Raw genomic sequence first — 23850 nt, 5'->3', positions numbered from 1 at the left:
ATTTCAGGAAAACGCTTGCTTATAACCTCATGAATACAAACAGAAATGTCATTTGGAGCCAATTATTCACAGAATTTAAATCTAAAAACAGGCATCAAAACAACAACTTATAAAGTCATTTGCTTACATTTCAAACCGTTAACGCAAACGTTTTTCCTTTATGATCTCCTTGACCCGTACCACGGCTCACTTACAGTTAGCCGGCGTGCTTTATGGCCTGCCCCGGCAGGTTGTGGACCCTCACATAACAATCAAGGATACGATCGTGACTAAAGTGCTCAAGCTGGCCACCGTTGCCGCCCTCACTCTCGCTGCCCTTTCTGCCCAGGCAGCCTCCCAGCCCGCCGTCATCTACGACACCGCAGGCAAATTCGACAAATCGTTCAACGAAGCCGTGTTCCGCAATGGCGTCGAAGTCTACAACAAGGACAAAGGCGTCAAGGTCAAGGAGTTCGAACCCCAGAACGAAGCCCAGCGCGAGCAGGGTCTGCGTCGCCTGGCCAGCCGTGGCAATGGCCCGATCGTGGCCGTCGGCTTCAACATGGGTTCCGCGGTAGAGAAGGTAGCGACCGAGTTCCCGAAAACCCAGTTCACCATCATCGACATGGTGGTCGACAAGCCAAACGTCCAGTCCGTCATCTTCAAGGAGCATGAAGGTTCCTTCCTGGTGGGCGCCCTGGCTGCCATCGCCTCCAAGAGCGGCAAGGTCGGCTTCGTGGGCGGCATGGACATCCCGCTGATCCGCAAGTTCGAGTGCGGTTACGAGCAGGGCGCCAAGTACGTCAATCCGAAGATCGAAGTGTTCCAGAACATGACCGGCTCCACCCCGGCAGCGTTTGCTGACCCGGCCAAGGGTGCGGAACTGGCCAAGTCCCAGTTCGCCAAGGGCGCCGATGTTGTCTATGCCGCCGCCGGCGGTACCGGCATCGGTGTCTACCAGGCCGCCAAGGACGAAGGCAAGCTGGCCATCGGCGTGGACTCCAACCAGAACCACCTGCAACCGGGCACCATGCTGACCTCCATGGTCAAGTCGGTGGGCCTCGCCGCCTACCAGACCTGGGATGACGCCGCCAAGGGCACCTGGAAACCGGGTATCAAGAACCTGGGCCTGGCCGAGGGCGGGGTGGATTGGGCACTCGACAAAGACAACGAGAAACTGATCACCCCCGAGATGAAAGCCAAGGTGGAGGCCATCAAGGCCGAGATCATCTCCGGCAAGGTCAAGGTGCACGACTATATGAGCGACAGCACCTGCAAATACTGAGTAACCGCTACTACTCTCAACCCAACGACCGGCCCGCACGGGCCGGTTTTTAGTCTCTTTTCATGACCCGCAAGGACTGCATCATGGACCAGACAGATCGCTATGCCATCGAATTAAGGGGTATCGATAAGCGGTTTGGCGAAGTGTACGCCAACAAGCAGATCGACCTTAAGGTTCGTAAAGGCAGCATTCACGGCATCGTCGGCGAAAATGGCGCCGGCAAGTCGACCCTGATGAGCATCATCTACGGTTTCTACCACGCCGACAAAGGCGAGATGTTCATCGACGGCAACCCCTTCAAACCCCATGGCTCACAAGATGCGATTGCCGCAGGCGTGGGCATGGTGCACCAGCACTTCATGCTGGTGAACAACTTCACGGTTTTGGAAAACGTCATTCTCGGCGCGGAAAACGGCTGGCACCTGGGCAAGAGCCTGGCGGCGGCCGAAAAACTGCTGGGCGAGCTGGCACGGGACTATGGTCTCGAAGTGCCGCTGCACGAGAAGGTCGAGGATCTGCCGGTAGGCCTGCAACAGCGGGTCGAGATCCTCAAGGCGCTCTATCGCGGCGCCCGCATCCTGATCCTGGACGAGCCGACCGGGGTTCTGACCCCGCAAGAGGCGGATCACCTGTTCGAGGTGCTCAAGAAGCTGCGCGATCAGGGTGCCACCATCATCCTCATCACCCACAAGCTGCGGGAGATCCTGGCCATCACCGATCAGGTCTCCATCATGCGCCGGGGTGAAATGGTGGCCCACGTCGCCACCAGGGATACCGACAAGGAGCAGCTGGCCGAACTGATGGTGGGCCGCAAGGTGCGCCTCAAGGTCGACAAGGGGCCGACCCAGCCGGGCGACGCCAAGCTCAAGGTCAATGGCCTCAGCTATGTGGACGACGCCAGGGTGGAGCGGGTCAAATCCGTCAGCTTCGAGGTGCGAGCCGGTGAAGTGGTCGGTATCGCCGGGGTCTCCGGCAACGGCCAGTCCGAGCTGCTCAGCCTGCTCGGCGGCATCCTCAAGCCCAGCAAAGGCAGCTTCACCATCACCGGCAACGGTCAGGCCCACGAGGTGAGCGTGAGCCACCCGGCCGACCCGGAGCGGGTGCGCAACTTCGGCCTCGGTCACGTGCCGGAAGACAGACACAAGATGGGGCTCATCAACCGCTTCGAGGCGAAAGAGGCCTTCATCCTCGGCTATCACCGCCGCCCCCAGTACAACAAGGGCTGGCTGCAGAACAAAGAGGCGATCCTGCAGGATTGCCAGGCCAAGATGGACAAGTGGGACGTGCGCCCGCCCCATCCCGAGCACAAGACCGCCAACTTCTCCGGCGGCAACCAGCAGAAGCTGGTGATCGCCCGGGAAGTGGAGCAGGACCCGGACGTACTGCTGATCGGCCAGCCGACCCGCGGGGTCGACATCGGCGCCATCGAGTACATCCACCAGCAGATCATCGCCATGCGCGACAAGGGTAAGGCCGTGCTGCTGGTCTCGGTGGAGCTGGACGAGATCATGAGCCTCTCTGACCGCATTCTGGTCATCGCCGACGGTCGCATCGTCGGTGAGCTGGATGCCGCCAAGGCGGATGAACGCACCATAGGTCTGATGATGGCGAACATAGTTCCTGACGAGGTGGCGGCAAGCCAATCACAAGGAGCCACATCATGAAGCTCACCGCCACTTGTAACGGATTCGGCCTGCTGATGGTCAACACTCCCGTCTTCGACCAGATTGCCAAGGAGGCTCGTCCATGAGCCAAGCACGTATCCCTGCCTGGATCTCCGTGGGCGTACTGCCCGCGGTCAACATCCTGCTGGCCTTCCTGGTGTCGGCCATCCTGTTCTACTACCTCGACATCAACCCGGTCGATGCCGCCGAGCTCATGTGGTACGGCGCCTTCGGCACCGGTGAAGGGGTCGGTTTCACCCTCTACTACGCGACCGGCTTCATCTTTACCGGTCTGTCGGTGGCGGTGGCCTTCCACGCCGGCCTGTTCAACATAGGTGGCGAGGGGCAGGCCTATATCGGCGGCCTCGGCGTCGGTCTGGTCTGTCTGCTGCTGGGTGATTCCCTGCCGTTCGCCCTGCTGCTGCCGCTGGCCATCATCGCCGGCGGCCTGTTCGGTGCGGCCTGGGCCTTCATCCCGGCCTGGCTGCAAGCCAAGCGCGGCAGCCACATCGTCATCACCACCATCATGTTCAACTTCATCGCCGCCTCCCTGATGGCCTACCTGCTGGTCGAGGTGTTCAAGCCGGCGGGCTCCATGGCCACCGAGAGCAAGGTGTTCGCCGAGGCGAGCTGGCTGCCGAAGATGAGCGAACTGGCGGGGGCATTCGGCATGGAGATGTCGAACAGCCCGCTCAACATCAGCTTCTTCTGGGCACTGCTCTGCGCAGCTCTGGTGTGGGTCTTTATCTGGCACACCCGCTGGGGCTACGAGATCCGCTCGGTCGGCGCCAGCCAGAGTGCGTCCGCCTATGCCGGCATCTCCTATCCCAAGGTGGTGATCCTGGCCATGGTGATCTCCGGCATGCTGTCGGGCTTCTTCGCCCTCAACGTGCTGCAGGGTGAACTGCACCAGATCAAGCTCAACTTCGTGGAGGGCTTCGGCTTCACCGGTATCGCGGTGGCGCTGATGGGGCGCAACCACCCGGTCGGCGTCATCATCGCCAGCCTGCTGTTCGGCTTCCTCTATCAGGGCGGCGCCGAGCTGAGCTTCGAGTTCGGGGTGGACCGCAACATAGTGGTGGTGTTGCAGGGTCTGGTGATCCTGTTCTGTGGCGCCCTCGAGCACATGATGCGCCCGCGCATCGAGCAGCTCTATCTGGCGTTTGCCAACCGCTCTGCGCAAGTCAAGGGGGCCTGATCATGTTCGAAATTCTGATCCTGATGCTGGATGCCACCATCCGCACCGCGCCACCGCTGATCCTGGCGGCCATGGCCGGCATGTTCTGCGAGCGCTCCGGGGTGGTCAACATCGCCCTGGAGGGCAAGCTGCTGGCGGCGGCGTTCGCCAGCGCGGCGGCGGCAGCCGTCTCCGGCTCTGCCTGGATTGGGCTGGGGGCCGGGGTGGGCGTCTCCATCCTGTTCGCCCTGATGCACGGCTTTGCCACCATCACCCACCGCGGTGATCAGGTGGTGAGCGGCATGGCCATCAACATCCTGGCGGCCGGCCTGACCGTCACCCTGGGCCGTTACTGGTTCGATCAGGGCGGTCAGACCCCGGCGCTGTCCGGCGCTGCCCGCTTCGCCCCCATCGACCTGCCCTATGCCAAGGAGCTGTATGACGTGCCTGTCGTTGGCCAGCTCTACAGCGAGCTCTTGAGCGGCCACTCCCTGCTGGAGTACCTGGCGTTCGCCGCCGTGCCGCTGGCCTGGTGGGTGCTGTTCCGTACCCGCTTCGGCCTGCGCCTGCGGGCGGTGGGCGAGGCCCCGGCAGCGGTAGATACCGCCGGTATCTCGGTGGTGCGCATGCGCTACACCGCACTCATCATCGGCGGCCTGCTGGCCGGCATCGGCGGCACCTACCTGGCGGTGGCCCAGACTGCCCAGTTCATCCCCAACATGAGCGCGGGCAAGGGCTTCATGGCGCTGGCGGCGCTGGTGTTTGGCAAGTGGCGCCCCTGGAACGCCATGGCGGCCTGCCTGCTGTTCGGCTTCCTCGATGCGGTCGCCATCCGGCTGCAAGGGGTCAGCATCGGCAGTTTCCCGATCCCGGTGCAGGCCATCGAGGCGCTGCCCTACATACTGACCGTGTTCCTGCTGGCCGGCTTCATCGGCAAGGCGGTGGCACCCAAGGCGCTCGGCACCCCCTACGTCAAGGAGCGGGAATAGCCCGCCCTTCATGCCATGCAAAAGGCCCGCAGATGCGGGCCTTTTTTATTGAGCGAAGTCAGCCGACGGGGCGCACCAGCGCGGGCTGATGGGGATCGCTCAGCCGCTCGGCCAGATAGTCCACCAGCAGCCGTACCTTGGGGGAGAGGTGGCGGTTGTGGGGGTAGAGGGCCCAGATCCCCTCCGCCGGCGCCCGCAGCTCCGGCAGCAGCTCGATAAGCTCGCCTTGGGCCAGGTGGTCGCTCACGTAGTAGTCCGGCAGCTGGATGATGCCGATCCCCTTGAGCGCCGCATCCAGCAGGGCGTGGCCGCTGTTGCAGTGCAGCAGACCGTGCACCCGCACGCTGTGGGGGCGGCCATCCAGGGTGAAGTGCCACTCGTCGCTGTTGCCCACCAGGCAGGTGTGGCGGGTGAGCTCGGAGAGGCTGTTGGGCATGCCGTGGCGGGCGGTGTAGGCGGGCGAGGCGCACACATAGGGCACCCGCTGCGCCAGCTTGCGCGCCACCAGGCTGGAATCCTTGAGGTGGCCGAGGCGCAGCGCCAGATCGTAGCCCTCGTGCACCAGATCCAGCAGCTGGTTGGTGAGGTTGAGGGTCACCTCCAGCTGGGGAAAGCGCACCATGAAGTCGTTCACCAGCGGGGCGATACGGCTCTCGCCGTAGGAGACCGGGGCCGTGATGCGCAGGGTGCCCTGCGGCACCGCCTGATGGCGGCCCACCGCCAGCTCCGCCTCGTAGAGGTTGTCCAGCAGCTGGCGACAGTGGCGATAGTAGATCTCGCCGAGCTCGGTGAGCCGCACCTGACGGGTGGTGCGCAGCAGCAGCTTGGCCTGCAGCCGATCCTCCAGCTGCGCCACCTGCCGGCTCACTTGCGCCACCGACACCCCCAGCTTGCGCGCCGCCGGGGTAAAGCCCCCCTGCTCCGCCACGCTGACAAATTCACAGATCCCTTCCCAGCCGAACATTATTACCTGTCTGTAAAAGTGATTTCAGATTTCGCCTTATTATCACCAAATAAGCGGGAAACTACACTGGATGTCCGAACCCATTCTCCTCACCCTGCTCAACAATAAGGACATCCGTCATGGCACAGGTTCAAAGCATCAAGTGTAAGGCCGCCATCGCCTGGGGCCCGGGCCAGCCCCTCTCCATCGAAGAAGTCGAGGTCATGCCGCCCCAGGCGGGCGAAGTGCGGGTCAGCATCGTCGCCACCGGCGTCTGCCACACCGATGCCTTCACCCTCTCCGGTGAAGATCCGGAAGGGGTCTTCCCCTGCATCCTCGGCCACGAGGGGGGCGGCATCGTCGAATCCGTCGGCGAGGGCGTCACCAGCGTCAAGGTGGGCGATCACGTGATCCCGCTCTACACCCCCGAGTGCGGCGAGTGCAAATTCTGCAAATCCGGCAAGACCAACCTGTGCCAGAAGATCCGCGCCACCCAGGGCAAGGGGCTGATGCCGGACGGCACCACCCGCTTCTCCAAGGATGGCCAGCCCATCTATCACTACATGGGCACCTCCACCTTCAGCGAGTACACGGTACTGCCCGAGATCTCCATCGCCAAGGTGGACCCGGCCGCCCCGCTGGAAGAGGTCTGCCTGCTCGGTTGCGGCGTCACCACCGGCATCGGCGCCGTGATGAACACCGCCAAGGTGAAAGAGGGTGAGAGCGTCGCCATCTTCGGGCTGGGGGGCATCGGCCTCTCCGCGGTGATCGGGGCACGCCTGGCCAAGGCCGGCCGCATCATCGCCATCGACATCAACGAGAGCAAGTTCGAGCTGGCCAGCAAGCTGGGCGCCACCGACTGCATCAACCCGAACGACTACGACAAACCCATCCAGGAGGTGATCGTCGAGCTCACCGACGGCGGCGTCGACTTCTCGTTCGAGTGCATCGGCAACGTCAAGGTGATGCGCGCGGCGCTGGAGTGCTGCCACAAGGGCTGGGGCGAGTCGGTCATCATCGGCGTGGCCGGTGCCGGCCAGGAGATCAGCACCCGTCCGTTCCAGCTGGTCACCGGCCGGGTCTGGCGCGGCAGCGCCTTCGGCGGCGTGCGCGGTCGCAGCGAGCTGCCGAGCTACGTGCAGCGCTACATGCAGGGCGAGTTCAAGCTGGACGACTTCATCACCCACACCATGAGGCTTGAGCAGATCAACGAGGCGTTCGATCTGATGCACGAAGGCAAGAGCATCCGCACCGTCATCCACTACTGAGCATGATCACCCCGCCCGCCACCGTGGGCGGGGTGCAGGAGTTCCCCCGATGAATCTGGACATAATCAGCAGCAACAAGAGCTTCGGCGGCTGGCACAAGCGCTACAGCCACGCCTCCGAGGTGCTGGGTTGCGAGATGCGCTTCGCCATCTATCTGCCACCCCAGGCCCTCACCGGCCAGAAGGTGCCGGTGCTCTACTGGCTCTCCGGCCTCACCTGCACCGATGAAAACTTCATGCAGAAGGCGGGCGCCCAGCGCATCGCCGCCGAGCTCGGCATCGCCCTGGTGGCGCCGGACACCAGCCCGCGCGGTGAAGAGGTGGCGGACGACCCCGGTTACGATCTCGGCATGGGCGCCGGCTTCTACGTCAACGCCACCCAGCACCCCTGGCGCGATCACTACCAGATGTACGACTACGTCACCCGCGAGCTGCCCGAGCTCATCGAGACCCACTTCCCGGTCTCGACAAAACGGGCCATCAGCGGCCACTCCATGGGGGGCCACGGGGCGCTCATCGCCGCCCTGCGCGAGCCGGGTCGCTACCGCTCGGTGTCGGCCTTCAGCCCCATCAGCCACCCGAGCCGCTGCCCCTGGGGCCAGAAGGCGCTCGGCGCCTACCTCGGCAACAACCCCCTGCTGTGGCAGGAGTGGGACGCCTGCCAGCTGCTGCGCAATGAGTCGGTCAAACCACTGCCGACTCTGGTGGACGTAGGGCTGGACGATCCCTTCCTGGCCGAACAGCTGCACATCGATGCCCTGACCGATGTGGCCGCCACCAAGGAGTGGCCGCTGGAGCTCAACCGCCACCCCGGGTACGATCACAGCTACTACTTCGTGGCGAGCTTCATCGAGGCGCACCTGCGCTTTCACGCCAGCCACCTCTGATCGAAACAGGCCCGTCACGGGCCTGTTTTTTTCTGGTCGGTCGACAAGACCATTCAGCTGCCCTGCCGGCTCACCTCGCCGGAGCCGGCAATCTCGCTCTGCAGCACGGGATCACCCCAGTAGCTGACCGAACCCGAGCCGGCGATGCCCACCTTGAGCCGATCCTGCGCCCTGACCTCCACGTCGCCGCTGCCGGCGATATTGACCTCCACCTCGCGCCCCTTGAGCCCGGCCCCCAGCACATCCCCCGAGCCGGCGATGTTGAGCTCGACGGCCCTGGCCGTGCTGTTCCCCAGCGCCAGGCTGCCCGCTCCCGCGATGTTGCCCTCCAGCCGATCCAGCTCGAGCCCGTCGGCGACGATATCGCCGACCCCGGCCACCGACATCACCAGCGCCTCCCCCTTGAAGCCGCGCAGCTCGCCGCTGGCGACCCCTGCCAGCGCCAGCTCATGAAGCGCGGGCAGGGTGATGGTGATCTCCAGCGGCTCGGTCGGGTCGAGCCGGTAACCGTCCTTCACCTCGATCTCCAGCTTGTCGCCCCGCTCGCTCAGCACCAGGTAGGGCAGCAGGTTCTCCTGCCCACGGATGTGTACCCCGCGCGGCTCGCCGGCCACCAGATGGACACTGGCAGGCACCCCGGCCAGCACCCGGGTCACCTGCCGGCCCATCCCGTGCTGCTGCTCGATCACGGCCCCCGCCCCGCTCACCCGTGTATCATCCAGCCAGCTGCACCCGCTGAGCCCGACCGCCAGCACCACGCCCATCATCCATTTCATCGCCACTCTCCTCATTGTGTATTGGCCAGTCGCGGCCCCTTGGTCAGCATCCATCGCAAAGCCTGTGCCAGTTAATCAACCGCATGATTTTCAAGAAGATATCCATTTTTATGCTACATGACCGCAGCAAATAGAGAGTCATTCAGACCATAATCTGGCGAATCTGACCATCCCCGAACGGGTAGCTGAATGGCCGATTGGCGAGCCGTTCGCGGGGTCGCTATGCTGACAAACCGTGGAAGTTTTTGGTTGCCGAGCCGGTCTGTTGAGCCAATAGTGATACTTTGTGCGTACAAAGCTCTCCATTGCGGTAATGCCATTACCACTGTCTTGTCAGTCTTCACTGCCAACAAGGAGTCAGAGCGTGACCCAAGCCACTCTTCTCTATTCCACCGCCACCGGCCTGCCGGAACCGACCCGAACCCCGCTGCTGACTGGCAGCGATCCCGAACAAAAACGCCGCGAGCTGCTCGCCTACTTCTGCCAGACCTTCGATCTCTACGACTCGCTGTTCGACTGCCTGGCCGACGAGCGCGCCTGGTTTGACAAGGCGATCCCCCTGCGCCACCCGCTCATCTTCTACTACGGCCACACCGCCGCCTTCTTCATCAACAAGCTGCTGGCGGCACGCCTCATCGAGGGGCGACTCGACGCCCGCATCGAGGCCATGGTCGCCATCGGGGTGGACGAGATGAGCTGGGACGATCTGGACGAGACCCACTACGACTGGCCCTCCGTCAGCGAGCTGCGCGACTATCGTGGCCGGGTGCGCGCCCTGGTGTGTGATTTCATCGAGCGGATGCCGCTGACCCTGCCCATCGACTGGCAGAGCCCGGCCTGGGTCATCTTGATGGGGATAGAGCACGAGCGTATCCACCTCGAGACCTCCAGCGTACTGATCCGCCAGCTGCCGCTGGCCTGGGTACGCAGCCAGCCCCAGTGGCCGGTCTGCCCCGAGGCGCGCCATCGCCGTGACGAGGTGCCCGCCAACACCCTGCTGCCGGTGGCCGGCGGCCGGGTGCGGCTTGGCAAACAGGACGCCACCTACGGCTGGGACAACGAATATGGCGAGCGCCACGTCGAACTGGCCCCCTTCCAGGCCAGCCGCATGCTGGTGAGCAACGCAGAATTTTTCGATTTCGTGCAGGCGGGCGGCTACGAGACCCGTGCCTGGTGGGATGACGAAGGCTGGGGCTGGCGCCAGTATGCCGGGGCGCGCATGCCCACCTTCTGGGTCGGCGACCCCCTCGAACCTGAGCAACTGCAACTACGGCTGATGACAAGGCAGGTTCCTATGCCCTGGGACTGGCCGGTGGAGGTGAACCAGCTGGAGGCCGCCGCCTTCTGTCGCTGGCAGGCGGCCCAGACCGGCCTGCCCATCCAGCTGCCGAGCGAGGCGGAGTGGATGCTGCTGCGCGAACAGCTGACCGGCGATCAGCCGGACTGGATCGAGGCGCCCGGCAACATCAACCTGGCCCGCTTCGCGTCCTCCTGTCCGGTGGATGCCTGCCCGCAGGGCAGCTTCTTCGATCTGGTGGGCAACGTCTGGCAGTGGACCAACACCGCCATCGACGGCTTCGAGGGGTTCAAGGTGCATCCCCTCTACGACGACTTCTCCACCCCCACCTTCGACGGCAAGCACACCCTCATCAAGGGGGGCAGCTGGATCAGCACCGGCAACGAGGCGCTCAAGTCCTCCCGCTACGCCTTCCGTCGCCACTTCTTCCAGCACGCGGGCTTCCGCTACCTAGTCTCACGCCATCAGGAGCCCGTCATCGTGAACCCTTATGAAACCGACACCCTGGTCGCTCAGTATCTCGACTTCCAGTACGGGCCGAACCACTTCGGGGTCGCCAACTACGCCGAGGCTCTGGCCGGTCTTGCCAGCGAGCTGTGCAGCCGCCATGAGCGGGCGCTCGACATCGGCTGCGCCACCGGCCGCGCCAGCTTCGAACTGGCTCGCCGCTTCGCCCACGTGGACGGGGTGGACTACTCGGCCCGCTTCATCGACGTGGCCCTGACCCTGGCAAGACAGGACAGCTTCCGCTATGCGGTGCCGGTGGAAGGGGATCTGGTGGAATATTGCGAGGCGCGCCTCTCACGCCACGAGCTTGGTCGCGAGCAGAGCGAGCGGGTCCACTTCAGCCAGGGGGATGCCTGCAACCTCAAGCCCAAGTACGGCGACTACGATCTGGTGCTCGCCTCCAACCTCATCGACCGGCTGCGGGAACCCGCCCGCTTCCTGCGGGACATTGCTCCGCGCCTTCGCAGCGGCGGCCTGCTGGTGCTCACCAGCCCCTACACCTGGCTGACCGACTACACCCCCAAGGCGAACTGGCTCGGCGGGGTGCGAGAGAACGGCGAGGCCCTCGGCACCTATCAGGCGCTTCAGCGGCTGCTGGCGGAAGAGTTCGAGGAGCACATGCCCCCGCGGGACGTCCCCTTCGTCATCCGCGAGACTGCCCGCAAGTACCAGCACACGGTGGCTCAGCTCACCGTCTGGCGCAAACGCTGACGAGGTGGCAAACGAAAGAGGGAGGCCCATGGCCTCCCTCTTTTTTATCCCGATGGCTTACCCCTGCTGCACCTGAGGCACCGCCTCCTGCTCGTGGTAGCGGCGGGCCAGCACGGCGCACACCATCAGCTGGATCTGGTGGAAGATCATCAGCGGCAGCACCATGACCCCGACGCTGGCGGCGGGGAACATGACGTTGGCCATCGGCACCCCGTTGGCCAGGCTCTTCTTGGAACCGCAGAAGACGATGGTGATCTCGTCCGCCTTGCCAAAACCGAGGCGACGGCTGATCCAGACGTTCCAGCCCAGCACCAGTGCCAGCAGCACACAGCTCAGCAGCACGATACTGGCCAGATCATACCAGCCGACCTGATGCCAGATCCCCTGCACCACCGCCTCGCTGAAGGCCACATAGACCACCAGCAGAATGGAGCTCTGGTCCAGCTTGCCGATGAGTGGCCGGTGGCTGTCGACCCAACGGCCGATGAGCGGGCGCGACAGGTGGCCCACCACGAACGGCAGCATCAGCTGCACCATGATGGCCTGGATCGAGTGCCAGGTATCGACCCCCTCCCCCTGCACATTGATCATCAGCCCCACCAGCACCGGCGAGAGGAAGATGCCGAGGATGCTGGAGGCCGAGGCGCTGCACACCGCCGCCGACACATTGCCGCCGGCCATGGAGGTGAAGGCGATGGCCGACTGCACGGTGGCAGGCAGGGCGCAGAGGTAGAGGAAACCGAGGTAGATGGCCGGGCTCAGCCAGTGGGGTACCAGCGGCGTGAGCAGCAGCCCCAGCAGCGGAAACAGCACGAAGGTGCTGGCCATCACCACCAGGTGCAACCGCCAGTGGCCGAGGCCCGCCAGCAGGTTCTGGCGCGACAGCTTGGCACCATGCATGAAGAAGAGCAGCGCCACCGCCAGCTTGGTCAGTAGACCGAACCAGACGGCCACCTGCCCCTCGCAGGGGAAGAAGGAGGCCAGCGCGACCACCACGATCAGTACAGAGGTAAAGGGATCCAGACGCACGAGCGGTCTCCGGTGAAAGCAGATCCCGTCCCCGCGCGGGGCCGGTGATCGGGGACGACAGGAAACACAACAGGAGCTGTGGCACAGCTCCTGTTGAAACGGATCCCCAGCTTACCCCGATAAGCGGGAGGCGCAAAGTTGAGCGCCCCCCCTTTATCTGCCGGAAATTAAGCAAACCCGGCTGGCCACCGGATCCGGCCAGCCTTGTGCTTCAGCTCTGTTTGGCCAGCTTGCCGCTGGCTGTACCGGTTGCCTGCTTGCGGGCCTGGCGCTTCTCGAAGCGGGAGATCCACCAGTAGGCCAGCGCCGAGAAGACCGCCGTCATGAAGACGTTGATGAAGAAGGCGCGCACCAGATCCACCCCGCTCGGGAAGGCGGAGGCGCTCATGCTCACCACGAAGATGGCGATCAGCACCGACACCACCCCCATCCCGAATTTGCGCGACCCCATGCGGAACTCGCGCGGGGTGTCGTCATGTTTCCAGCGGAACACGAAGTAGGCCACCATGATGAAGATCGGCGGCAGCATGGCGGTACCCGCAGTGAGGTTGATGGCGGTGTTCATCATCTGCTGCACCGACTCGGAACCGAAGCCGTTGACCACCAGCATCACGAACACGAAGACAAACTGCCACCAGGCGGCGCGTACCGGCACGCCGTGCTCGTTGAGCTGGGTGGTCTTCTCGCCGTAGACGCCCTGGGGGATCTCGGAGAAGTGGATCTTCACCGGCGCCGAGGTCCACATCATCATGGAGCCGAACATGGCGATGAACAGCACCACGCCGACGAAGCGGCCCACCAGCGCCTCGGAGAGCCCGAAGTACTGGGCCATGCCGGTGAAGATCTCCACCATGCCGCCGGCATAGGTGAGGCTCTCGCGCGGTACGAACACGTTCACCAGCAGGGAACCGACCGCATACATGGCACCGATGACGATACCGGCGCTGATGATCACCTTGATGAAGGACTTCTGGCCCCCCTTCACGTCATTGAGGTAGGCCGCCGCCGTCTCGGCACCGCCCGCCGCCTGGAAGATCCAGCACATGATGCCGAGCGTCGCCCAGTTGACGGTGGGGGTCATCGCCTCCAGGGTGATGGGCTGGGCCGGCACATGATCCCCACTCAGAGCCATGAGGGCGCCCAGCACATAGATGGCGAACAGGGCAAATACCCCGTAGGCCACGATCTCCGCAATCTTGCCGAGCCAGCTCGCTCCCTTGGTGGAGATGTGGGTCGCCGCCGCAAACAGCACGATGGAGATGATCGAGGTGACCATGGGGGAGAAGCTGTACTCATAGCCCAGCATGGCGTAGGAGGCGTAGGCGATGACGTTGGGCAGCAATGAGACGAACCAGAACAGGTTCACGAACCAGTAGAGAAACGAGCCCAGATAGGCCATCCGGGTGCCGAGGGGCTTTTTCAGCCAGTCGTACATGCCCGACTCGGAGTTTTTGTTGGCCGAGACGAACTCGGCGATGATGAAGACGAACGGGATGAAGTAGACGAGGGTCGCCAGCAGGAAGATGGGGGCGGAGCTGAGCCCCAGCTCTATGTTGTTGTTGACGATGTTGCGCACGTTGAACACGGCGGCAAAGGTCATCGACAACAGGGCAAACTTGCCTATGGTGCCGCGTACGGATTCAGACATGGTGTCCTCCAGTGGACTCGCGCTCCCTGCGGGTAACGCTGTGACTCTGTGATGTGTTCGGCAAGGGTCTGTCGGCCCCGCGCTTTACTCTCTTGTTATGATCGGGCCACTTGGTGGCCTCGTTGGTGAACAGGTGCAGTCTCCCGCACCGGCTCGCAATCTCAGTCAGACGATCGGGGTGCCCGGCGCCATCGGCACCCGCGGCTGCAGCAGCACGCTCTGGCTCTCGTCCGGGGTCTCGGCGCACAGCAACATGCACTCGGAGCGTTCGCCGCGCATTCGGGTGGGCTTGAGATTGGTCAGCACCACCACCTCGCTGCCCATCAGCTCCTCTTCGCGGTAGTGGGGCACCAGACTGGTGACGGTCTGCAGCGGCCGCTCGCCCCCCACGTCGATCTGGACGATGTAGAGTTTGTCGGCCCCGGGGTGGCGCACCACCTCCAGCACCTTGCCCACCTTCATCTCGACCCGCTTGAATTCGGCAAACTCGATCGTCTCGCTCATGCTCTTCTCCTTATCTGGCTCAATGGTTTGCGGGTGGCCAACGGCCACCCGGTCTGATTGGGATTCAATGCAGTGCCTATGGCGCCTGCATGGCGACCTGCGCCGCCGGCTCGGCCTCTTTGGCGCGCGCCTCGGCGCTGAGGGAGGCCTCGTATCTGTTGTATTTCCACCAGGCGAAGCCGAGGAAAATCACGATCCCGCCGACGTTGTAGAAGATGATGGTCATGATGTCGGCGCCGGTCGGGAAGGTGGAGGCGAGGAAGCCCACCGAGAAGATGGCGATCAACACCGATACCACGGCGATGCCGGTGGTACGTGAGCCCATCTTGAACTCCCGCGGCAGGTGGTCGAGCTTCAGCCGCAGATTGAGGTAGGCCAGCATGATGAACAGCGGCGGCAGCATGGAGGCGGCGGCGGTCATGTTGATGACGGTGTTCATCAGATCCTGCGCTGTGTTGGAGCCCAGGGTCGGGATCACCATCAGCGGCAGCACGATGAGGTACTGGATCCAGGCTGCCCGGGCTGGCACGCCATTCTCGTTGAGCTCGACCGTCTTCTTGCCGAAGATGCCGGCCGGGATCTCGGAGAAGAAGATCTTCACCGGGGTCGCCGTCCACATCAGCAGGGAGCCGAACATGGCGGTAAAGGAGACCAGCCCCACGAAGCGGTTCATCAGGATCTCCGGCAAGCCGAAATGGGCTGCCAGCCCCTCAAACACCTGCACCGAGCCGCCGGTGTACTTCAGGGTGTCGCTGTGGACGAAGACGTTGATCAACAGCGATGCGATGGAGTAGAGCACGCCGATAAAGATCCCGGCGACGATGATCACCTTCACGAAGGATTTGGAGCCCCCTTTCACGTCATTGACGTAGACCGCCACCGACTCGGCGCCACCGGCCGCCATAAAGATCCAGGTGGTGATACCCAGGAAGGCCCAGTTGAAATCGGGGACCATGGCCTCTACCGTGATGGGGTCTGCCGGCTGCACGCCGCCCACCAGTGCCGCACCTGCCAGCAGGATGTAGGAGAGGGTCAGCAGCAGCATCAGGGACGAGGTCACCGAGGTGATGGGGCCCAGCATCCTGGCACCGTTGGTGGAGACATAGGTGGCAAAGGCAAACAGCACCATGCTCAAGGCCGTGGTCGCCACCGGGGTGAGAATGTATTCGTAGCCGAGGAAGGCATAGGAGGCGTAGGCGATGACCCGCGGCAGCAAGGAGGTGAAGAAGAAGAGGTTCACGAACCAGTAGGTGTAGGCGGAGATAAAGGCCCAGCGACCGCCGAGGGAGCTCTTCACCCAGGCATACACCCCCGCCTCGGAGTTTTTGTTCAGTGACACAAATTCAGCAATGATCAGGCAAAACGGAATGAAGTAGAAAATGGTGGCCAGAAAGAACATCGGGGCCGAAGCCAGACCGATTTCGATGTTGTTGTTGATGACGTTGTTGAAGCTGAATACCGCCGCGAAGGTGAGCGACAGCAGACCAAACTTGCCTATCGTATTGCGTTTGGAATCAGACATGGTGCATCTCCAGACCTGTAGTTATTGCAGCGAAAGAGCGGGGCATGATTTGTAGGGTGAGCCCCGCCCTTCCGGCTTTGTCAGTGCAGAACCGGCGGCTTGTTATTTGTTTTTGAAGTAGCCGCCTTCGACGGTGACCTTGATGATCACCTTGCGCACCGGGCTGTCGCCGACGAATCGGTAAGCCTCGTCGTTCTCGAAGATCACCACCTGGCCGTTGCCCACCTGCTGGCGCTCACGCACCTCACCGGCCAGCCACTCGCGATCCGTGGTGTCGTCATAGGCCTGCTCGACCCGCAGATCCGACTTGGCTGCCCACTCCACCGTCTCTGCCCCTTCCAGGTAGTAGTGAACGTCGAAGTAGCGGCGCTGCCCCTCGAACAATGAGGTGGCCGGGCTGGCCCCCTCCTGCAAGCGGTAGGTGAGGGAGTCACCGATGGAGTGGCAGATGCCGGGCTTGAGGTTGGCCAGGTTGTCGATGGCCTCCACGCAGCGGCCCCACTTCTTGCCCTCTCGGTAGATGTTTTTGAACAGGGTCAGGTTGTCCAGGGTGATCATGCGAGGTTCCTCCCGCCGTTGATGGTGAGATCGAGCCCGGCCAGCGCAGCCGGATTGAGGTTGCCACGGGCGATGGGCAGCAGGGTCAGACCGAAGCTGAACGGCTCGAAGCGCACCCGCCAGGAGTCCAGCACCTCGGAGCCCCAGGAGTTGGAACCTAGCCCCAGCACCTTGTGATCCAGATTGAGGGTGAGATAACCGCAGGGCTCCAGCTCGTTGATGTGCTGCGCCGCGTGGATATGCTCCCAGCTGTAGGGCCAGACGCTCAGGTTGATGGGGGCATCGGGGCGTACGTAGAGACCGGCGCCGTGACGGTTGGTCAGGGTCGCCCAGCGCACCTGCTGGCGGTTGCCGTTGTCCTGCGGGAAGGGGTAGTGCTCCCACATCTCGCCCACTGTGCTCTGGAAGCTGTCGATCCAGTTGCTCTGGCGGCTGTCCAGATAGTTCTCACCCGGCCCCATGCCGTAGTAGTGCACCCGGTCGAGATCCTGACGAATGCCCAGTTCGAAGCCGATCTTCGGGATGATGTCGTCATAGCCGCCGTAGGGCTGACCGGACAGCGCTACATGCAGTTGGCCGTTCGGGCTCAGGGTGTAGACGTAGCGGCAGCGCATGCCGAAGTCGAACACCGGCGGCGCGATCAGACTCTCCACCGTCACCTCGACCGCCTCACCCAGCTGACGCCAACTCAGAGTGCGGAAGTGCTCCTGCATGATCTGCAGGTGATTCGGGTGCCACAGGCTCTCGTACTCCTGCTTGTGGTTGTCGATCATCGGCTTGAAGAAGGTGAGACGCGGGGCTCGCTCAATCAGCTCGACACCATCCTGCTGCCAGCTCACCAGCTTGCCATCGAGGCGCGAGAAACGCAGGGCGAAGCCGCTGCCACTCAGGGTCAGCGCGAGGCGCTCGTCGGCAATCTGCAATGCTGTGGCGTTGGGATTGGCAAAGGGTCGCAACTGACGAGTCGACTCTTTCAGCTGGAACTGGTACTGGCCCAGCTCGTGCTCCGCCGCGCTGTAGCGGGTGGCGGTGGCCTTGATGACCCGCAGCTGGACGAAGGTTTCCCGCCCATCGAGGGATGGCAGTGCCAGTTGCAACTCGGTAATGGCACCGGGCGCCACCCCTTCCAGCCGGATTTGCTGGCTGGCCAGCAACTCGCCTTCGACCTTCACCTCGACCAGCAGACGGATGTCATCCAGATTGGAGAACCAGTAGCGGTTTTCCAGCTCAAGCCGACCGCTGGCCAGATCCAGCGCCCGCACCTTGACCGGGCAGATCACCTGCTTGTATTCACGCAGGCCCGGCCCCGGGGTCTGATCCGGATAGATGAGGCCATCCATGCAGAAGTTGTAGTTGTTGGGGTAGTCGCCGTAGTCGCCGCCGTACTTGTAGACCGGGCGCCCCTGCTCGTCCTGATCCAGAATGCCGTGATCGCACCACTCCCAGATGTAGTGGCCCTGAATGTGGGGATGACGGTCGAACACCTGCTGGTATTCGCTCAGGCCACCCGGACCGTTGCCCATGGCGTGGGCGTATTCGCAGAGGATGCGTGGCTTGTCCATCGGGAACTCGCCGAAGCAGTTCATCTGGGAGACGCGGGAGTACATGGTGCTCACCACATCCACCACCTCGGCATCGCGATCCTCTTCGTAGTGCACCAGCCGGGTCGGGTCGAGCGCCTTGCAGCGCCGGTACATGGCTCTGATGTTGCAGCCGTAGCCGGACTCGTTGCCGAGTGACCAGATGATGATGGAGGGGTGGTTCTTCTGGGCGTGCACGTGGCGCTCGATGCGATCCACGAACACCGGCTCCCAGAAGGGGTCGTCGGTGATGCGGCTGAGATCGCCGACGTTGGCAAAGCCGTGGGTCTCCACGTCGGTCTCCGCCATCACGAACAGACCGTACTGGTCGCACAGCTCGTAGAAGCGCGGGTCGTTCGGGTAGTGGGCAGTGCGCACCGAGTTGAGGTTGTGCTGCTTCATCAGCACGATATCGCGCTCCACCCGATCCATACCGACCGCGCGGCTCTTGAGGTGGTCGTTGTCGTGACGGTTCACCCCGTGCAGCTTGAGGTAGTGGCCGTTGACGTAGAAGAGGCCATTCTTGACCTTGATTTCACGCACCCCGACTCGCTGCGGGATCACTTCCAGCAGCTCACCCCGACCGTTGTAGAGGGAGAGTTGCAGCTGGTAGAGGTAAGGATCTTCGGCGCTCCACAGATGGGGGTTGGCCAGATCCAGCGTGAAGTGGCAATCACACTTGCCGTCGATGGCGAGATGATCGAGCGAGCCGCTGGCGATCTCGCGGCCCTGATCCAGCAGGGACCAGACCAGACGGTGCTCACGGGCTGCCGCCCCAAGATTTTCCAGCTGGATATCGCAGCTCAGGGTAGCGCTCTGATTGTCATCGGCCAGCGTGGTGCGGATGAAGAAGTCCTGCACATGGGCGGCCGGTTTGCCCACCAGATAGACATCGCGGAAGATCCCCGCCATCCACCACATGTCCTGATCTTCGATATAGGTGGAGTCAGCCCACTGCATCACCCGCACCGACAGCAGGTTCTCGCCGATGTTGGCGTAGGCGCTGATATCGAACTCGGCGGTGAGGCGGCTCCCCTTGCTGAAGCCGACATAGTGGCCGTTCACATAGACCTCGAAGTAGGTCTCCACCCCGTCAAACTTGATGATCACCTGCTCGCCGTCCCAGGCCGGGCTCAGCATGAAGCTGCGCTGATAGGCGCCGGTGGGGTTGTTGGTCGGCACGAAGGGCACGTCGATGGGGAAGGGAAAACCTTCGTCGGTGTACTGCAGCTGACCATGTCCTTCCATCTGCCACATGTTGGGCACGGTGATCTGGCCCCACTCGCTCATGGGGCTGTGATAGAAGGCCTCCGGCACCTGCAGGGGGTGATCGAAGTAGTGGAACTGCCACTGGCCACTAAGGCTCAGAAAACGGCGGCTCAGCTCGCGCTGCATGGTGGCCGCCAGCGCGTGGTCGGCATAAGAGAAGAAGTAGGCGCGCGGGGCCAGCCTGTTTTCACCAACGAATTGGACGTTTTCCCAGTTATTCACATGTCCTCCCGGAACAAGGCAACGTTAACTGGGTAAACTCTAGATAAACATTTACTAAATATCAGTTTTAGATCGGTAAAGTTTTAACCTGATCACAGTGAGCGGATGGTTTTGTGAGCGAGATCAGAAGCGGGAGACAAAGGAGGGCAAGGTATAGATGAGTGGCATGGATGTTGATAACAGCAGGCCATGATGTAATTAAATTAACTATAAAACAATATGATATGAGTTTATTAGAAGATATGGGAAAGCGGTTTACTTGGGAGAGATGTCGCACCACCGCAAGGTGGCGCGACTAAAAACAGAGGCATTTTACTAAAACTATCGTGTAGTACCGCGCAGAGTCAATTTGCTCGGTACCAGCACCCGCAGCGGAATGTCCCGCTCGTCACGCAGCCGTTCAACCAGCAGATTGACCCCCTGGGAGCCCATCAACTCGGAGTGGATCCGCACCGTGGAGAGGGGCGGAAAGGTGAACTTGGCGGTCGGGATATCGTTGACGCTGATAAGCTCGATCTGCTGCGGAATCGCCAGCCCCTTCTCGTGGATGGCACGCAGCACGCCGATGGCGATGGAGTCGGAGGCCACAAACAGTGCCTTGGGCCAATCCCCGGCCAGCATCTCTTTGGCCAACTTGTAACCGGAGGCGCTGGAGAAATCCCCACGATAGAGGTCGCTCTCCTGCACCACACCAAGGCGTTGACCGTAGTCGAGGAAGGCCAGTTCGCGCAGATCCGGGCCATCATCCTGACCGCCGATATAGCCGATGCGCTGGTGTCCCTGGGCCATGAAAAAATCCACGACCTGCTGGCTGATCAGCGCCAGATCCACGTCAATCGAGTCAAAGTCCCCCTGAGAACGGCAATCCACGAACACCAACTGGGCAGAGAGGGAGTGGAGCGCGGCGAGACGCTCTGCAGGCAGATGGCCGATGACCAGGATACCGTCGACGGCGGAGAGATCGCGCCCCTCGGCACCATTGTAGAAGTGGGTCAGTTCGATGTTGAGGCGGGCGCACTGGGTCTCGATGCCGTAGCGGATGGCCAGATAGTAGGGATCGTTGACCTCGGTGCTCTGCGGGTAGGCATAGACCGCCAGGAAGTGCAGCTTGCTCTTGTGAACCCCCTTGCGGGCACCGCTGGTCTTGTACTCCAGCCGCTCGGCGATCTCGAAGATCTTCTGCTTGGTCTCTTCCTTGACGCTCAGCGTCGGATCTTCATTGAGCACCCGCGACACGGTAGCCTGGGATACCCCCGCCTCCTGTGCAATTTCCTTCAACGTGGCCATGCATACTCCTCTGGCAATGACGCGCGACAACACCAGACCAAGAGTAACGGGCAACGTGCTGACATCCCAGCATTTTTACTAAAAGAAACCCATCAGACCGGCAAATTTCCAATGCAAAAAGGCCTCCCGAATGGGAGGCCTCTTCTAAATGGGTGCCTGACAGTGTTCTACTCTCGCATGGCGAATGCCACACTACCATCGACGCTACCGCGTTTCACTTCTGAGTTCGGCATGGGATCAGGTGGTTCCACGGCGCTATTGCCGTCAGGCAAAAGCTGTACTACTTGAAAATGGTGCTGATACCCAGAATCGAACTGGGGACCTCATCCTTACCAAGGATGCGCTCTACCGACTGAGCCATATCAGCACACTAACCGGTAAAGACCACGCTCACCGCGTAATCTAAAATTGGGTGCCTGGCAGTGTCCTACTCTCGCATGGCGAATGCCACACTACCATCGGCGCTACAGCGTTTCACTTCTGAGTTCGGCATGGGGTCAGGTGGTTCCACTGCGCTATTGCCGCCAGGCAAAATCTTCAATCTGAAAAAGCTGATTTAGTTATTCGTTCTCGGTATCTGCTACAAGTCTTCGAACACTTCTTGGGTGTTGTATGGTTAAGCCTCACGGGTAATTAGTATGGGTTAGCTCAACACGTCGCCGCGCTTACACACCCCACCTATCAACGTTGTGGTCTCCAACGGCCCTTTAGGACCCTCAAGGGGTCAGGGATGACTCATCTCAGGGCTCGCTTCCCGCTTAGATGCTTTCAGCGGTTATCGATTCCGAACTTAGCTACCGGGCAGTGCCACTGGCGTGACAACCCGAACACCAGAGGTTCGTTCACTCCGGTCCTCTCGTACTAGGAGCAACTCCCTTCAATCATCCAACGCCCACGGCAGATAGGGACCGAACTGTCTCACGACGTTCTGAACCCAGCTCGCGTACCACTTTAAATGGCGAACAGCCATACCCTTGGGACCGACTTCAGCCCCAGGATGTGATGAGCCGACATCGAGGTGCCAAACACCGCCGTCGATATGAACTCTTGGGCGGTATCAGCCTGTTATCCCCGGAGTACCTTTTATCCGTTGAGCGATGGCCCTTCCATTCAGAACCACCGGATCACTATGACCTACTTTCGTACCTGCTCGACCTGTCCGTCTCGCAGTTAAGCTGGCTTATGCCATTGCACTAACCTCCTGATGTCCGACCAGGATTAGCCAACCTTCGTGCTCCTCCGTTACTCTTTGGGAGGAGACCGCCCCAGTCAAACTACCCACCAGGCACTGTCCGCGAGCCCGATTCAGGGCCCTGCGTTAGAACATCAAACATACAAGGGTGGTATTTCAAGGACGGCTCCAGCGCAACTGGCGTCACGCCTTCAAAGCCTCCCACCTATCCTACACATGTAGGTTCAATGTTCAGTGCCAAGCTGTAGTAAAGGTTCACGGGGTCTTTCCGTCTAGCCGCGGGTACACCGCATCTTCACGGCGAATTCGATTTCACTGAGTCTCGGGTGGAGACAGCATGGCCATGGTTACACCATTCGTGCAGGTCGGAACTTACCCGACAAGGAATTTCGCTACCTTAGGACCGTTATAGTTACGGCCGCCGTTTACCGGGGCTTCGATCAAGAGCTTCGCTTGCGCTAACCCCATCAATTAACCTTCCGGCACCGGGCAGGTGTCACACCCTATACGTCCACTTTCGTGTTTGCAGAGTGCTGTGTTTTTGATAAACAGTCCCAGCCATCTGGTCACTGCGACTCCCGTCAGCTCCATCCGCAAGGGACTTCACCAACAAGAGCGTACCTTCTCCCGAAGTTACGGTACTATTTTGCCTAGTTCCTTCACCCGAGTTCTCTCAAGCGCCTTGGTATTCTCTACCCGACCACCTGTGTCGGTTTGGGGTACGATGACTTGTAATCTGAAGCTTAGAGGCTTTTCCTGGAAGCAGGGCATCAATGGCTTCCGCACCGTGGTGCGTTCGTCTCGTGTCTCAGTGTTGTGTCTCCGGATTTGCCTAGAAACACCACCTACGCACTTTCACCAGGACAACCGTCGCCTGGCCCACCTAGCCTTCTCCGTCCCCCCATCGCAATTACAAGTCGTGCAGGAATATTAACCTGCTTCCCATCGACTACGCCTTTCGGCCTCGCCTTAGGGGTCGACTCACCCTGCCCCGATTAACGTTGGACAGGAACCCTTGGTCTTCCGGCGAGGAGGCTTTTCACCCCCTTTATCGTTACTTACGTCAGCATTCGCACTTCTGATATCTCCAGCATGCCTCTCGACACACCTTCGCAGACTTACAGAACGCTCCCCTACCACTCACACTTAGTGTGAATCCGCGGCTTCGGTGCCTGGTTTGAGCCCCGTTACATCTTCCGCGCAGGCCGACTCGACTAGTGAGCTATTACGCTTTCTTTAAATGATGGCTGCTTCTAAGCCAACATCCTAGCTGTCTGAGCCTTCCCACATCGTTTCCCACTTAACCAGAACTTTGGGACCTTAGCCGGCGGTCTGGGTTGTTTCCCTCTTCACGACGGACGTTAGCACCCGCCGTGTGTCTCCCGGATATTACTTACTGGTATTCGGAGTTTGCATGGGGTTGGTAAGTCGGGATGACCCCCTAGCCCAAACAGTGCTCTACCCCCAGTAGTATTCGTCCGAGGCGCTACCTAAATAGCTTTCGGGGAGAACCAGCTATCTCCGAGTTTGATTGGCCTTTCACCCCCAGCCACAGGT

General features: G+C 61.6%; 16 protein-coding genes, 1 tRNA gene and 3 rRNA genes (1 of these 20 only partly in view). 7 read left to right on the top strand and 13 right to left on the bottom strand.

Going from position 1 to position 23850, the window contains the following annotated elements; all coding sequences use genetic code 11:
- Positions 1-265 precede the first annotated feature (265 nt).
- The 4 genes from CK627_RS04860 (at position 266) to CK627_RS04845 (ending at position 5094) form a co-directional block, all read left to right on the top strand.
- Entirely contained in the window at positions 266-1264 is a 999-nt protein-coding gene (locus tag CK627_RS04860; RefSeq protein WP_024943029.1) for a BMP family lipoprotein, read from the top strand.
- A gap of 83 nt (positions 1265-1347) precedes the next feature.
- A complete protein-coding gene (locus tag CK627_RS04855; RefSeq protein ID WP_095591793.1) occupies positions 1348-2928 on the top strand; it encodes an ABC transporter ATP-binding protein in 1581 nt (526 codons plus the stop codon).
- Between the two features lie 82 nt (positions 2929-3010).
- Entirely contained in the window at positions 3011-4126 is a 1116-nt protein-coding gene (locus tag CK627_RS04850) for an ABC transporter permease (RefSeq protein ID WP_095591792.1), read from the top strand.
- Positions 4127-4128: 2 nt separating this feature from the next.
- On the top strand, positions 4129-5094 hold the full coding sequence (locus tag CK627_RS04845) for an ABC transporter permease (protein ID WP_095591791.1): 966 nt from the start codon (positions 4129-4131) through the stop codon (positions 5092-5094).
- 58 nt (positions 5095-5152) lie between these two features.
- Here the strand turns inward: CK627_RS04845 and CK627_RS04840 are convergent, their stop codons facing one another.
- Complete coding sequence (locus CK627_RS04840) at positions 5153-6058, bottom strand: LysR substrate-binding domain-containing protein (protein WP_005307641.1); 906 nt, start codon at positions 6056-6058, stop codon at positions 5153-5155.
- 119 nt (positions 6059-6177) lie between these two features.
- Between CK627_RS04840 and CK627_RS04835 the strand changes: the two genes are divergently transcribed.
- Positions 6178-7305, top strand: coding sequence for an S-(hydroxymethyl)glutathione dehydrogenase/class III alcohol dehydrogenase (locus CK627_RS04835; RefSeq protein WP_095591790.1), 1128 nt, complete (start codon positions 6178-6180; stop codon positions 7303-7305).
- A gap of 49 nt (positions 7306-7354) precedes the next feature.
- Positions 7355-8191, top strand: coding sequence for an S-formylglutathione hydrolase (fghA, locus tag CK627_RS04830; RefSeq protein WP_095591789.1), 837 nt, complete (start codon positions 7355-7357; stop codon positions 8189-8191).
- Between the two features lie 53 nt (positions 8192-8244).
- On the opposite strand, the gene CK627_RS04825 is transcribed toward fghA, so the two are convergent.
- A complete protein-coding gene (locus tag CK627_RS04825) occupies positions 8245-8967 on the bottom strand; it encodes a head GIN domain-containing protein (RefSeq protein WP_095591788.1) in 723 nt (240 codons plus the stop codon).
- Between the two features lie 364 nt (positions 8968-9331).
- Here CK627_RS04825 and ovoA point away from each other — a divergent pair, with 364 nt between their 5' ends.
- Positions 9332-11482, top strand: coding sequence for a 5-histidylcysteine sulfoxide synthase (gene ovoA, locus CK627_RS04820; protein ID WP_095591787.1), 2151 nt, complete (start codon positions 9332-9334; stop codon positions 11480-11482).
- Positions 11483-11539: 57 nt separating this feature from the next.
- On the opposite strand, the gene CK627_RS04815 is transcribed toward ovoA, so the two are convergent.
- From CK627_RS04815 to CK627_RS04765, 11 genes are all read right to left on the bottom strand, one after another.
- Complete coding sequence (locus tag CK627_RS04815; protein WP_017766188.1) at positions 11540-12511, bottom strand: bile acid:sodium symporter family protein; 972 nt, start codon at positions 12509-12511, stop codon at positions 11540-11542.
- Positions 12512-12722: 211 nt separating this feature from the next.
- On the bottom strand, positions 12723-14159 hold the full coding sequence (locus tag CK627_RS04810) for an amino acid permease (RefSeq protein ID WP_095591786.1): 1437 nt from the start codon (positions 14157-14159) through the stop codon (positions 12723-12725).
- 165 nt (positions 14160-14324) lie between these two features.
- Positions 14325-14663, bottom strand: a complete 339-nt coding sequence (locus CK627_RS04805) for a tRNA-binding protein (protein ID WP_010635495.1) — start codon at positions 14661-14663, stop codon at positions 14325-14327.
- Between the two features lie 76 nt (positions 14664-14739).
- Entirely contained in the window at positions 14740-16185 is a 1446-nt protein-coding gene (locus CK627_RS04800) for an amino acid permease (RefSeq protein WP_095591785.1), read from the bottom strand.
- Between the two features lie 102 nt (positions 16186-16287).
- Positions 16288-16743, bottom strand: a complete 456-nt coding sequence (locus tag CK627_RS04795) for a beta-galactosidase subunit beta (protein ID WP_017785276.1) — start codon at positions 16741-16743, stop codon at positions 16288-16290.
- A complete protein-coding gene (gene ebgA / locus CK627_RS04790; protein WP_095591784.1) occupies positions 16740-19814 on the bottom strand; it encodes a beta-galactosidase subunit alpha in 3075 nt (1024 codons plus the stop codon). Before ebgA ends, CK627_RS04795 begins: the two co-directional genes overlap by 4 nt.
- Positions 19815-20135: 321 nt before the next feature.
- On the bottom strand, positions 20136-21101 hold the full coding sequence (gene ebgR, locus CK627_RS04785) for a transcriptional regulator EbgR (RefSeq protein ID WP_017783352.1): 966 nt from the start codon (positions 21099-21101) through the stop codon (positions 20136-20138).
- Positions 21102-21255: 154 nt separating this feature from the next.
- A 5S ribosomal RNA gene (rrf, locus tag CK627_RS04780) occupies positions 21256-21370 on the bottom strand.
- 22 nt (positions 21371-21392) lie between these two features.
- A tRNA-Thr gene (locus CK627_RS04775) sits at positions 21393-21468 on the bottom strand.
- A 47-nt stretch (positions 21469-21515) separates the two neighbouring features.
- Positions 21516-21630 (bottom strand): 5S ribosomal RNA (rrf, locus tag CK627_RS04770).
- An 83-nt stretch (positions 21631-21713) separates the two neighbouring features.
- Positions 21714-23850, bottom strand: a 23S ribosomal RNA gene (locus CK627_RS04765) (it continues 752 nt past the right edge of the window).

The sequence above is a fragment of the Aeromonas dhakensis genome, from assembly GCF_002285935.1.
Lineage (GTDB): Bacteria > Pseudomonadota > Gammaproteobacteria > Enterobacterales > Aeromonadaceae > Aeromonas > Aeromonas dhakensis.
The sequence above is the reverse complement of the archived record's forward strand: the minus strand, read 5'-3'. Positions and strand labels throughout refer to the sequence as shown.